The sequence below is a fragment of the Pseudomonas sp. TCU-HL1 genome, from assembly GCF_001708505.1.
GTDB lineage: Bacteria > Pseudomonadota > Gammaproteobacteria > Pseudomonadales > Pseudomonadaceae > Metapseudomonas.
In genome coordinates, this window is the sequence record NZ_CP015992.1 from 3,763,365 (window position 1) to 3,775,429 (window position 12,065).

The 12,065-nt window shown below is 67.1% G+C and carries 10 protein-coding genes and 1 pseudogene; 3 read left to right on the top strand and 8 right to left on the bottom strand.

All coding sequences use genetic code 11. The annotated features are described in order from the left end of the window. Positions 1–22 precede the first annotated feature (22 nt). The 8 genes and pseudogenes from THL1_RS17420 to THL1_RS17455 all read right to left on the bottom strand — a co-directional run bounded on the left by THL1_RS17420 (position 23) and on the right by THL1_RS17455 (position 8,568). On the bottom strand, positions 23–1,225 hold the full coding sequence (locus tag THL1_RS17420; RefSeq protein ID WP_069084404.1) for a 3-oxoadipyl-CoA thiolase: 1,203 nt from the start codon (positions 1,223–1,225) through the stop codon (positions 23–25). After that, positions 1,222–2,742, bottom strand: coding sequence for a 3-hydroxyacyl-CoA dehydrogenase (locus THL1_RS17425; RefSeq protein ID WP_069084405.1), 1,521 nt, complete (start codon positions 2,740–2,742; stop codon positions 1,222–1,224). Before THL1_RS17425 ends, THL1_RS17420 begins: the two co-directional genes overlap by 4 nt. A 10-nt stretch (positions 2,743–2,752) precedes the next feature. Beyond that, complete coding sequence (locus tag THL1_RS17430) at positions 2,753–3,682, bottom strand: electron transfer flavoprotein subunit alpha/FixB family protein (protein ID WP_069084406.1); 930 nt, start codon at positions 3,680–3,682, stop codon at positions 2,753–2,755. 1 nt (position 3,683) lies between these two features. Beyond that, positions 3,684–4,433: an electron transfer flavoprotein subunit beta/FixA family protein gene (locus THL1_RS17435; RefSeq protein WP_069084407.1), complete on the bottom strand. Its 750-nt coding sequence runs from the start codon at positions 4,431–4,433 to the stop codon at positions 3,684–3,686. A gap of 30 nt (positions 4,434–4,463) precedes the next feature. After that, on the bottom strand, positions 4,464–5,606 hold the full coding sequence (locus tag THL1_RS17440) for an acyl-CoA dehydrogenase family protein (protein ID WP_069084408.1): 1,143 nt from the start codon (positions 5,604–5,606) through the stop codon (positions 4,464–4,466). A gap of 9 nt (positions 5,607–5,615) precedes the next feature. Then, positions 5,616–6,812: an acyl-CoA dehydrogenase family protein gene (locus tag THL1_RS17445; protein ID WP_069084409.1), complete on the bottom strand. Its 1,197-nt coding sequence runs from the start codon at positions 6,810–6,812 to the stop codon at positions 5,616–5,618. 74 nt (positions 6,813–6,886) lie between these two features. Next, a pseudogene (locus tag THL1_RS17450) lies at positions 6,887–7,726 on the bottom strand (enoyl-CoA hydratase/isomerase family protein); the annotation flags it as partial. A 65-nt stretch (positions 7,727–7,791) separates the two neighbouring features. Continuing rightward, positions 7,792–8,568 (bottom strand): enoyl-CoA hydratase, encoded by a 777-nt coding sequence (locus THL1_RS17455; RefSeq protein ID WP_069084411.1) that lies wholly within the window; start codon positions 8,566–8,568, stop codon positions 7,792–7,794. A 245-nt stretch (positions 8,569–8,813) separates the two neighbouring features. Here THL1_RS17455 and THL1_RS17460 point away from each other — a divergent pair, with 245 nt between their 5' ends. From THL1_RS17460 to badI, 3 genes are read left to right on the top strand one after another with little or no spacing between them, the layout of a single operon-like run. Beyond that, positions 8,814–10,412 (top strand): AMP-binding protein, encoded by a 1,599-nt coding sequence (locus THL1_RS17460; RefSeq protein ID WP_335720745.1) that lies wholly within the window; start codon positions 8,814–8,816, stop codon positions 10,410–10,412. A 34-nt stretch (positions 10,413–10,446) separates the two neighbouring features. Beyond that, complete coding sequence (locus THL1_RS17465; protein WP_069084413.1) at positions 10,447–11,214, top strand: SDR family NAD(P)-dependent oxidoreductase; 768 nt, start codon at positions 10,447–10,449, stop codon at positions 11,212–11,214. Between the two features lie 30 nt (positions 11,215–11,244). Beyond that, positions 11,245–12,027, top strand: a complete 783-nt coding sequence (gene badI, locus THL1_RS17470) for a 2-ketocyclohexanecarboxyl-CoA hydrolase (protein ID WP_069084414.1) — start codon at positions 11,245–11,247, stop codon at positions 12,025–12,027. Positions 12,028–12,065 lie beyond the last annotated feature (38 nt).

Below are 12,065 nucleotides of genomic sequence, written 5' to 3' on the forward strand. Positions count from 1 at the left end.
TGAGGGTTGTGGAATGTCACGCTCAGTCGAGGCGCTCGATGACGCAGGCGATCCCCTGGCCGAGGCCTATGCACAGGCTGACGAGGGCATAACGTCCCCCGCTGCGTTCGAGCTGGCGCACGGCGGTAAGGGCCAGGCGGGCGCCGGATGCGCCGAGGGGATGGCCGATGGCGATGGCGCCGCCATTGGGATTCACACGTGAATCGTCGAAAGCCACGCCGAGCTGCCGGGAACAGCCCAGCACCTGGGCGGCGAAGGCCTCGTTGATCTCGATCAGGTCCATGTCGTCCAGGCGCAGGCCGGCGCGTTGCAGCGCCTTGGCACAGGCCGGCACCGGACCCAGGCCCATGAGCCGGGGTTCGACGCCCGCCACCGCACCCGCGAGGATGCGCGCGCGTGGCGTGAAGCCATGGCGTTCGCCGACGGCTCTGGAGCCGATCAGCAGCGCGGCGGCGCCATCGTTGATACCCGAGGCATTGCCGGCGGTGACTACGCCGTCGGAGAAGAGCGGCTTGAGCCGGGACAGCCCTTCGGGGGTAGTTTCCGGGCGCGGGTGCTCGTCACGCGCAACGGCAAGAGGCGGCTGCTTGCGCCCCTGGGGTACCTCGATGGGCAGCAGCTCGTCTTCAAAGAAACCGGCCTGCTCCGCCTCGCGGTACAAGGCCTGGCTGCGCGCCGCGAACCTATCCGCCTGCTCGCGACTGATGTCCAGCTCGCGGGCGACGTTGTCGGCCGTCTCCGGCATGGAGTCCGAGCCGAACGCAGCCTCTACCAGGGGATTGGGGAAGCGTGCGCCGATGCTGCTGTCGAACACTCGGAAGTCACGCGACCAGGCACTTTCCGCCTTGGCCACGACAAAGGGCGCACGGCTCATGCTTTCCGCGCCACCGGCGATGAACAGCTCACCCTCGCCGCTCCTGACCGCACGCGCCGCATCCAGCACCGCAGCCAGCCCCGATCCGCACAGGCGGTTGACGGTCAGGCCACCCACTGCCATGGGAAGGCCGGCGAGCAAGGCGGCGTGGCGAGCCAGGTTGCGGCCGTCTTCACCGGCCTGGCTGGCGCAGCCGGCGATCAGGTCCTCGTACTCCTCGGCGGCAAACGGGTTGCGCGCCACCAGCGCGCGCACCACAGAGGCCAGCAGGTCATCCGGGCGCACGCTGGCCAGGGCCCCGGCATGACGACCGAAGGGGGAACGCAGGCCGTCGTAGATGTAAGCGGTCATGCGCCCTCCTCCGACGCGGCCAGGGGCAGGCCGAGCTGCACGCGGCGGCGCAACCAGGGGCTGATGCGGTAGCGCGGCTCCTGGTAAAGCTCATACAGCTCGCGCAGGATTTGCACGATCTTCTGCGCCCCGTAGTGATCGCCAAAGCCTAGCGGGCCATGGGGGTAACCCAGCGCCAGCCGCACCGCGCGATCCAGCACGGCAGGCGCAGCGATGCGCCGCTGGGCGATCTCGCAACCCAGATTGACGATCCCGGCCACGACGCGCTGGACGATGAAGCCGGGCGAGTCGTTGATCACTTCCACCGGCACACCGTCGGTGCCCAAGGCCTGCCGCGCCTGGGCCAGCACCTGCGGGTCCAGCGCCGGCTGGCGCATCAGCACGCGGCGCTTGTCGAAGCCGGCAAAAGTCTCCAGCGCCAGGCTGCGACGCGGAGGCAACTGCTTGCGGGCGATCAGGCTGCTGGCATCCTCGCCCAGGGGCGTGACCAGGCAGATGGCGTTCGGACCAGGCTGCCCGCCCTGCTCCAGCGCCACACCGGCCGCGGCCAGCACGGCCGCCACCTGGTCGCGCACCGCCGCATCGCGGGAATCCAGCCAGAACGGCCGGTCGAGGGCGACGGGAGCTGGCGCCACCGGCTCTTCCAGCTGCGGCTTGCCCTCCACATAGCGGTAGAAGCCCTGGGCGCTCTTGCGCCCGAACAGGCCGCTGGCCAGGCGCGCCGGCACCAGCGCCGATGGCGAGTAGCGCGGGTCCTGGTAGAACTGGCCGTAGATCGATTCCATCACCGCATGGGAGACATCGAGGCCCATCAGGTCGAACAGCTCAAAGGGGCCCATGGGAAAGCCCAGGCTATCCTTGAGGATGCGGTCGATCTGCTCAGGTGTGGCGATGCCCTCGGCAAGGATGCGCAAGGCTTCCGGCCCATAGGCTCGGCCCGCGTGGTTGACCAGGAAGCCGGGCGAATCCGGGGTGACCGCGGCGAAGTGCCCGGCCTGCTCGGCCAGCGCCGCTAGGCGTTCGATCACCTGCGGGTCGGTACGCTCTCCGCGCACCACCTCGACGATCTTCATCAGCGGCACCGGGTTGAAGAAGTGGAAGCCGGCGACCCGCTGGGGGCGCTGGCAGGCGCTGGCGATCAAGCTGATGGATAGCGACGAGGTGTTGCTCGCCAGCACTGCATCCGCCGCCACCAACTGCTCCAGCTCGCGAAATAGCGCCTGCTTGGCCTCCAGGTTCTCGACGATGGCCTCGATCAGCAGGTCGCAGCCCGCCAGTTCTTCCAGGGCATGGGCCGGCCGCATGCACGCCAGGGTCGACGCCAGTGCCTCGGCGCTCAGCTTGCCCCTGGCCGCCGAGCGCTGCAGCAGGTCACGGTTGAAGGCCAGGGCCTGCTCGATGGCTTCAGCGCGGCTGTCATGCAGCAACACCTCCACCCCGGCGCTGGCAAACAACTGGGCGATGCCACGCCCCATGGCGCCACTGCCGATCACGCCGATTCGCTTGAACGTAGTCATGGGCGCCTCCTTAAAGGGCTTTTTCCAGTTCCGGCACCAGTTCGAACAGGTCGCCCACCAGGCCGTAGTCGGCGACCTGGAAGATCGGCGCCTCTTCGTCCTTGTTGATCGCGACGATCACCCTGGAGTCCTTCATGCCCGCCAGGTGCTGGATGGCACCGGAGATGCCCACGGCGAGGTACAGCTGCGGGGCGACGATCTTGCCGGTCTGGCCGACCTGCATGTCGTTCGGCACGAAGCCGGCGTCGACGGCGGCGCGGGATGCGCCGACAGCGGCGCCCAGCTTGTCGGCCAGGGCGTGCAGGTGCTTGAAGTTGTCACCGTTCTGCATGCCGCGGCCGCCAGAAACGACGATCTTGGCAGCGGTCAGTTCCGGACGATCGGACTTGGCCAGTTCTTCACCCACGAAGGCGGACTTGCCTGCGTCAGCCGAGCCGCTCACGGCTTCAACGGCAGCGGAACCGCCTTCGGCAGCAACCGGGTCGAAACCGGTGGAACGCACGGTGATCACTTTCACGGCAGCGCTGGACTGCACGGTAGCGATGGCGTTACCGGCATAGATCGGACGCTTGAAGGTGTCGGCGCTCTCGACGGCGATGATCTCGGAGATCTGGTCGACGTCCAGCAGGGCGGCCACGCGCGGCAGGAAGTTCTTGCCATTGGTGGTGGCCGGGGCCAGCACGTGGCTGTAGCCCTTGCCCAGCTTGGCGATCAGCGGCGCGACGTTTTCCGGCAGTTGGTGCGCGTAGGCAGCGTTGTCGGCGACCAGCACCTTGGACACGCCAGCGATCTTGGCAGCGGCTTCGGCGGCGCCAGCGGCGTTGGAGCCGGCAACCAGCACGTGGATATCGCCACCGATTTTGGCGGCTGCAGCCACGGTGTTGAGGGTGGCGGCCGCCAGCGCGGCATTGGAGTGTTCAGCGATTACCAGGACAGCCATCTCAGATCACCTTCGCTTCGTTCTTCAGTTTCTCGACCAGCTCGGCCACGGACTTGACCTTGATACCGGCCTGGCGGGCAGCCGGCGCTTCGACTTTCAGGGTCTTGACGGTGGAAGCGGTGGATACACCCAGGGCGTCCGGGGTGACCACGTCCAACGGCTTCTTCTTGGCCTTCATGATGTTCGGCAGCGACGCGTAGCGCGGCTCGTTCAGGCGCAGATCGGTGGTGACGATCGCCGGCAGGTTCAGCGCAACGGTCTGCAGACCGCCGTCGATTTCACGGGTGACGTTGACCTTGTCGCCAGCCACTTCGACCTTGGAGGCGAAGGTGCCTTGGGCATAGCCAGTGAGGGCGCCCAGCATCTGGCCGGTCTGGTTGTTGTCGCTATCGATGGCCTGCTTGCCGAGGATGACCAGTTGCGGCTGCTCCTTGTCGACCACAGCCTTCAGCAGTTTGGCCACGGCCAGGGAGTTCAGCTCGTCGTTGGACTCGACCAGGATGGCGCGGTCGGCGCCCAGGGCCAGGGCAGTGCGCAGCTGCTCCTGGGCGGCATTCGGGCCCACCGAAACCACCACGATTTCCGTGACCACACCCTGCTCTTTCAGGCGCACCGCTTCTTCCACGGCGATTTCGCAGAAGGGATTCAGGGCCATCTTCACGTTGGCGAGGTCGACGCCGGAGTTGTCCGCCTTGACGCGGACCTTGACGTTGTAATCGACCACGCGTTTTACCGGGACCAGTACCTTCATCTTGTTTTCCTGTGGCGTGTCGGTTGGAGATCAGGCGCAACGAAGCAAGTCGGCGTAGGCCCGCAGGTGGTGATCGTCGTCGCCCAGTTGGTGGCTCAGCATCACCAGGCGCTTGGCGTGGTGGGATAGGCTGTACTCCCAGGTCATGCCGATGCCGCCGTGCAGCTGGATGGCTTGCTCGGCAATGAAACGGGCGGCACGGGTAACGATGAACTTGGCCGCCGCCAGGCGCCGGCTGCGCTCCTCGCTGTCCGGATCGTCCGCCACGCAGGCGGCGAGGATGGCCATGGAGGCAGCCATCTCCAGCTCGCCGCGCATGTCGGCCATGCCGTGCTGCAGCACCTGGAACTTGCCTATCGGCGCGCCGAACTGCTGTCTGGTCTTGAGGTAGTCGAGGGTCAGGCGGAACGCCTCCTGCATGCTGCCGAGAGCTTCACCGCACTGGGCGGCGATGGCCCTGCCCTGCTGGTAGCGCAGCGCCGGCAAGGCCCGGCCAGGCGCGCCCAGCAGGCTGCCCTCGCCGACCACCACGCCTTCCAGCTGAAGCTCGCAGGCACGCAGGCCATCGATGCAGGGGTAGTCACGCAAGGTCACGCCCTGGCTGGCCGGGTCGACCAGGAACAGGCTGATGCCCGCCTCGTCCAGCACCCCACCCGAGGTGCGCGCCGAGACCAGGATCAGCCCGGCACTGGCGCCGCCGACTACCACGCATTTGCGCCCGCTCAGCCGCCAACCGCCGACGCAAGGCTCGGCGCGGGTCTGCACGTCGTGGAGCTGGTAGTGGCTCTGGCCTTCCTCCAGGGCCACCGCCAGTTGCAGCTCGCCCGTGGCCACCTGCGGCAGCAGGGTTTCGCACTGCTCGGGGTTACCCAGTTGCTGGAGCAGGCCGGCGCCGTGCACCTGGGATTGCAGATAGGGTTCCAGGCACAGGTTGCGGCCCAGCTCGGTCATCACCAGCAGGGTGTCCACGCCGCCGCCCCCCAGGCCGCCGTGGGCCTCGGCCAGTGGCACCGCGCACAGGCCCAGCTCGCCGAGCTGGCCCCAGAAGTCCCGGCTGAAACCCGCCTCGCTGCGCAGGAAGCGCTCGCGCTGCTCGAAGCCGTAGCTGTCCCGGGCCAGGCGGGCCACGGTGTCCTGAAGCATCTGCTGCTCTTCGCTGAGGTTGAAGTCCATGGGGCCTCCTTAGAGTACGAGGATCATCTTGGCGATGATGTTCTTCTGGATTTCGTTGGAGCCGCCGTAGATGGACAGCTTGCGCAGGTTGAAGTACTGACTGGCCGGTCCGACGCTGTAGTCGGCGTACAGGGGCTCGGCGAAGGAGGCCTCGGCCAGTTCGTCTTCCAGGAAGGGCAGAGCATGCACGCCCAGCACCTTGCGTTGCAGATGGCTGATGGCCTGGCGGATCTCCGAACCCTTGATTTTCAGGATCGAGCTCTCCGCGCCGGGCACCCCGCCGCCCTGGACCGAGGCGAGGATCCGCAGGGTGCTCATCTCGATGGCCAGCAACTGCATCTCCACTTCGGCGATCTGCACCCGCAGCAACGGATCGTCGATCAGCGGCGCGCCGTTACGCAGCTCCCGCGCGGCCACCTGCTTGAGCTGCGCCAGGGCCGCCTTGGAGTGGGCGATGCCGGCCTGGCCGGTACGCTCGTGGGTGAGCAGGAACTTGGCGCAGGTCCAGCCCTGGTTCTCCTCGCCCACGCGGTTGGCCACCGGCACCTTCACGTTGTCGAAGAACACCTCGTTGACTTCGTGATCACCATCCAGGGTGATGATCGGCCGCACGCTGATGCCCGGCGTCGCCATGTCGATCAGCAGGAAGGAGATGCCGCGCTGCTGCTGGGCGTCCGGGTCGGTGCGCACCAGGCAGAAGATCAGGTTCGCGTGCTGCCCCAGGGTGGTCCAGGTCTTCTGGCCGTTGACCACGTAGTGGTCCCCCTCGCGCACGGCGCGGGTCTTCAGGCTGGCCAGGTCGGAACCGGCGCCGGGCTCGGAGTAGCCCTGGCACCACCAGTCCTCGCCGGACAGGATGCGCGGCAGGTAGTGCGCCTTCTGCTCAGGAGTGCCGAACTTCATGATCACCGGCGCCACCATGTTGACCCCGAAGGAGATCAGTCGTGGCGCGCCGAAGGCCGCGCACTCCTCCTCGAACAGGTGCCGCTGCACCAGGCTCCAGCCGGTGCCGCCATGCTCCACCGGCCAGTTCGCCGCGTACCAGCCACGGCGGGAGAGGATGCGCTGCCAGCGCTGGTGGTCGTCCTTGGAAAGGTGCTTGCCGAGGCGCACCTTGGCGGCGATGTCGGCGGGCAATTCGCGGCCGAGGAAGTCGCGTACCTCATCGCGGAATGCCAGCTCGTCAGGGGTGAACTCGATATTCATGGGGATACCCTCGATAGGTGGGCGAGGCGGCCGCCTCAGGGGGTCTTGGGCTGTTCCACGGCTTGGCGCCCTGCCCTGGCGGCTTCGCGCTCGGCAAAGAACTTCGCTACCAACTGAGCCCGCTGCGGAGATTCCAGGCACTGCAGGAACAGTTCGCGCTCGCGGCGCAGGCCCTGTTCCAGTGGCAGCTGGGTGGCCGCCTCGATGGCATCGATGCAGCGCGGCGGAGAAAAGGCGTCGGGTTGGCGGGCGCGAACCTCGGCGCGGCGAGCCGCCAGCAGGCCGGCGTGATCGCCGCCCACGACGCTGGCCCGGCCGCTGCGCCGTGGACCGGCGCTACGCGCCAGCAGCTCGGCGGCGCAGGCCAGCCCGGCCTCGAGCGGATCGCCGTCGAACAGGTCGTCGACTATGCCGTGACGCAACGCCGCATCGGCGTCTATCGGGTCGCCGCCCACGATCATCTCCAGGGCCAGTTCGACACCGGCCAGGCGCGGCAGGCGCTGGGTGCCGCCGGCACCGGGCAGGAGCCCCAGCTTCACTTCGGGCAGGCCGACGCGGGTGTCGCGCCGGGCAATGCGGTAATGGCAGGCCAGGGCCACTTCCAGCCCGCCGCCAAGGGCCGAGCCATGCAGCACCGCCAGGGTCGGCTTGACGCAGTTCTCGATGGCCAGGGTGAGGTCGGACAGTAACGGCGCCTGCGGCGGTTGGCCGAACTCGCGGATATCGGCACCGGCGATGAAGGTCCGTCCGTCGCAATACAGCAGCACCAGCTCCACCGAGCTGTCCTGCCCGGCGTCGGCGAAGGCCTGCAGCAGGCCCGCCCGCACCGGCTGGGACAAGGCATTCACTGGCTGGTTGTCGACGCGGACGACAGCGATGCTGCCGTGGCGCGCCAGTCTCACGAGAGACAACATTTGACCGCTCCTGCAGGCTCGTGGCCCGCGCTTGTTGTTGTGCTGGAGGTCGATTGGGCCGGGCGTCAGCGGTGGCGCCAGGCCGGCCGGCGTTTTTCCAGGAAGGCGCTCATGCCTTCCTTGCGGTCTTCGCTGCCGAAGCTCGCATGGAGCAGGCGCCGCTCGAAATGCACGCCTTCGGCGAGGGTGGTTTCGAAGGCCCGGTCCACCGCCTCCTTGTTCAGCTTGACCGCCACTTCCGACAGGCCGGCGATCTGCGCCGCCACCTGCAGGGCCTCGTCCAGTACCCGCTCGGCGGGCACCACGCGACTGAGCAGTCCGCAACGCTCGGCTTCCAGGGCGTCCATCAGGCGCCCGGTCAGGCACAGGTCCATGGCCTTGGCCTTGCCGATGGCGCGGGTCAGGCGCTGGGTACCACCGGCGCCCGGCAAGGTGCCGACCTTGACCTCCGGCTGGCCGAAGCGAGCGTCTTCGGCGGCGATGACCAGATCGCACATCATCGCCAGCTCGCAGCCGCCGCCCAGGGCCAGGCCACGCACGGCTGCGATCACCGGCTTGCGGCAACGCGTCACTTCTTCCCAGCTGGCGGTCACGAAATCTTCCAGATAGACGTCGGCGAAGGCCTTGTCCCGCAGCTCGGCGATGTCCGCGCCGGCGGCGAAGGCCTTGTCGCTGCCGGTAATGACCATTGCGCGGATCGTCCGGTCGCCCTCGAAGGCGCGCAGCGCCTGCCCCAGCTCGGTCATCAGTTGCTCACTGAGCGCATTGAGCACCTGCGGGCGATTGAGGGTGATGAGCCCTACCGATTCATGCTGCTCGACCAGGATGGTGCTGTAGCTCATGGCGCGTCCTCCGCGTGATCCGTTTGCAGGCCTGGCCCAAGGGGGCCGATCTGGGACCGAGTCTATCCATCGATAAAAATAAAGACAACATGTTGACATAATAATTTTCTGGCGCGTATCGTCAGCCCATCGCATCACGTCACCACTAACAACAATAGCGATGAAGGCCAAACCTAATGAATACGCGTATCGAAATGCCGCCCTCGCGGCGCCAAGCAATGCTGGAGTCTGGCGCCTGGAATGACATGATCATTACAGATTATCTGGATCAGGCAGTCGCCAGCGACGCCACCAGGACCGCCCTGGTGGCCTATCGCGTCAGCGATAACACGCGCCACGCCATGACCTACGCCGAGCTGGACCGGGTCGTGACCCGGATGGCCGCAGGCTTGGCCGGCCTGGGCGTGGGGAAGGGCCAGGTGGTGTCCTGCCAGTTGCCCAACTGGTGGCAGATGAGCGCGCTGCACCTGGCCTGCGTGCGCATCGGTGCCGTGCTCAACCCGCTGATGCCGATCTTCCGCGAGCGTGAACTGCGTTTCATGCTCGGCCACGCGGAAACCCGCGTGCTGATCATCCCCCGGAGTTTCCGCAGCTTCGACTACGCCACCATGATCGACGGCCTACGCGGCGAGCTGCCAGCCCTGCGCCATGTGCTGGTGATCGACGGCGGCGACGACGCCAGCGACTTCTCCCGCGTGCTGCTGGAGCAGCCCTGGGAAGAGCGCGTGGATACCCGCGCGCTCTTCGCCGAACGCCACCTGGCCGGCGACGACGTGGTGCAGCTGCTCTACACCTCGGGCACCACCGGCGAGCCCAAGGGCGTTCTGCACACCTCCAACACCCTGTTCAGCAATGTCCGCCCCTATGCCGAGCGCTTGGGCCTGGGAAGCGCGGACATCGTCTTCATGGCCTCGCCCATGGCCCACCAGACCGGTTTCCTCTACGGCCTGATGATGCCCATCTACCTGAAAGGCGCCAGCGTGCTGCAGGACACCTGGGACCCGCACTACGCGGCCAGGGTCTCCGAAGCCGAGCGTCCCACCTTCACCATGGCGTCGACGCCATTCCTCGCCGACCTGGTGGACGTGGCGCCGCGCTACCGCGATGCCCTCGCCTCGCTCAAGGTCTTCGTGGCCGCCGGTGCGCCCATCCCCGGCGCCCTGGTGGAAAAGGCCGGCGGCTCGGTGAATGCGCGCATCGTCTCCGCCTGGGGCATGACCGAGAACGGCGCGGTGACCATGACCTGCCCGGACGACCCGGCCGAACGCGCCATTCACAGCGACGGCCGCGCCCTGCCCTTCATGGAGGTGGCGGTGCAGGACGACCATGGCCAGGCGCTGGGCGCCGGCCAGGAAGGTCATCTGATGGTGCGCGGCGCCAGCCTCTTCGTTGGCTACCTGAAGCGCCCCGAGCTGTACGGGGTGGACGCCGACGGCTGGTTTGCCACCGGCGACCTGGCGCGCATGGACGAGGACGGCTACATCCGCATCACCGGGCGCACCAAGGACGTGGTGATCCGGGGTGGAGAGAACATCCCGGTGGTGGAGATCGAGAACCTGCTCTACAAGCACCCGGCGATCTCCGCCGTAGCCCTGGTGGGCTGCCCCGACCCACGCCTGGGCGAGCGCCTCTGCGCCTACATCACCCTGCACGACCCAGCCGCCAGCCTGTCGCTGGAGGAGGTCACCGGTTTCCTGCTGGAACAGCGCCTGACCCGCAACTACCTGCCCGAATACCTCGAGGTGCTACCGGCCCTGCCCCGCACGCCTTCGGGAAAGATCCAGAAATTCAAACTGCGCGAGCAGGCCCAGGCCATCCGCCTGGAACCGGCCAAGCGTTCCTGACTCCCCCATCCCGAACCATCGAGAGGACTGCCCCATGAAAGGCCTGACTGGAAAAACCGTGATCGTGACCGGCGGTGGTGGCGGCATCGGCCGTGCCGTGTGCCTGCGCTTCGCCGAGGAAGGCTGCAAGGTCGCCGTGCTGGACCGTGACGCCGCCGCGGCACAGGCCACCGCCGACCTGGTCGCCGAGGCAGGCGGCAAGGCCCGCGCCTATGCCGCTGACATCACTGATTACGCCGCCATCGTGAATACCGTGGCTGCTGTCGAACAGGAACTCGGTACGCCCACTGTGCTGGTCAACAACGCCGGCTTCGACCGCTTCCTGCCGTTCCTCAAGACCGAGCCGCAGCACTGGGAGCAGCTCATCGCCATCAACCTCACCGGCGCCCTGAACATGCACCACGTGGTGCTGCCGAAGATGCTCGAAGCCGGTGGCGGCAAGGTCATCAACGTCGCCTCCGACGCCGCCCGGGTGGGCTCCTCCGGCGAAGCCGTGTACGCCGCCTGCAAGGCCGGCTTGATAGGCCTGTCGAAGACCCTGGCCCGCGAGCTGGCGACCAAGGGCGTCAACTTCAACGTGGTCTGCCCGGGCCCCACCGACACCGCGCTGCTGAAGAGCGTCGCGGCCACCTCGAACAACCCCGAGAAACTGCTGGAAGCCTTCAGGAACGCCGTGCCGATGCGCCGCCTCGGCCAGCCGGAGGACTACCCCGGGATCATCGCCCTGCTGGCCAGCGACGATGCCAACTTCATCACCGGACAGGTCATCAGCGTGTCCGGCGGACTGACCATGGCCGGCTGATCGAACCCCAAGGAATCCAGGAGAAAACACATGAACTACGAAGACATTCTGTACGAAGAGAAAGACGGCGTTGCCACCATTACCATCAACCGCCCGGATCGCTACAACGCCTTCCGTGGCCAGACCTGCATGGAGCTGATCGACGCCTTCAACCGCGCCGGCTGGAACAAGTCCATCGGTGTCATCGTCTTCACCGGCGCCGGCGACAAGGCCTTCTGCACCGGCGGCGACCAGGGCGCCCATGAAGGCCAGTACGACGGCCGTGGCTTGATCGGCCTGCCGGTGGAGGAACTGCAGGGCCTGATCCGCGAAGTCCCCAAGCCGGTGATTGCCCGCATCAACGGCTTCGCCATCGGCGGCGGCCATGTGCTGCATGTGGTGTGCGACCTGTCCATCGTCTCGGACAAGGCGGTTTTCGGCCAGGTGGGCCCGAAGGTCGGCTCGGTGGACCCGGGCTTCGGCACCGCCTACCTCGCTCGGGTGGTTGGCGAGAAGCGCGCCCGCGAGATCTGGTACCTGTGCCGCAAGTACAGCGCCCAGCAAGCGCTGGAGTGGGGTCTGGTGAATGCCGTGGTACCCCACGAAGAGCTGGATGCGGAAGTGCAGAAGTGGTGTGACGAAATCCTCGAGAAGAGCCCCACCGCCCTGTCCATCGCCAAGCGCTCGTTCAACGCCGACAGCGAGAACATCGCCGGCATCGGTGGCCTGGGGATGCAAGCGCTGTCCCTGTACTACGACACCGAGGAATCCAAGGAAGGCGTGGCCGCGTTCAAAGAAAAGCGCAAGCCCGACTTCCGCAAGTTCTACCGCTGACCGCCTGCCCCGCCCACAGATTTTCTGGGCGGGGTCAT

Bases quoted from the DNA above. Each gene is read 5' to 3' on its own strand.
- THL1_RS17460 (WP_335720745.1), top strand. From the start codon at position 8,814: ATGATCATTACAGATTATCTGGATCAGGCAGTCGCCAGCGACGCCACC.
- THL1_RS17465 (WP_069084413.1), top strand. From the start codon at position 10,447: ATGAAAGGCCTGACTGGAAAAACCGTGATCGTGACCGGCGGTGGTGGC.
- THL1_RS17435 (WP_069084407.1), bottom strand. From the start codon at position 4,433: ATGAAGGTACTGGTCCCGGTAAAACGCGTGGTCGATTACAACGTCAAG.
- THL1_RS17445 (WP_069084409.1), bottom strand. From the start codon at position 6,812: ATGAATATCGAGTTCACCCCTGACGAGCTGGCATTCCGCGATGAGGTA.
- badI (WP_069084414.1), top strand. From the start codon at position 11,245: ATGAACTACGAAGACATTCTGTACGAAGAGAAAGACGGCGTTGCCACC.
- THL1_RS17420 (WP_069084404.1), bottom strand. From the start codon at position 1,225: ATGACCGCTTACATCTACGACGGCCTGCGTTCCCCCTTCGGTCGTCAT.
- THL1_RS17440 (WP_069084408.1), bottom strand. From the start codon at position 5,606: ATGGACTTCAACCTCAGCGAAGAGCAGCAGATGCTTCAGGACACCGTG.
- THL1_RS17430 (WP_069084406.1), bottom strand. From the start codon at position 3,682: ATGGCTGTCCTGGTAATCGCTGAACACTCCAATGCCGCGCTGGCGGCC.
- THL1_RS17425 (WP_069084405.1), bottom strand. From the start codon at position 2,742: ATGACTACGTTCAAGCGAATCGGCGTGATCGGCAGTGGCGCCATGGGG.
- THL1_RS17455 (WP_069084411.1), bottom strand. From the start codon at position 8,568: ATGAGCTACAGCACCATCCTGGTCGAGCAGCATGAATCGGTAGGGCTC.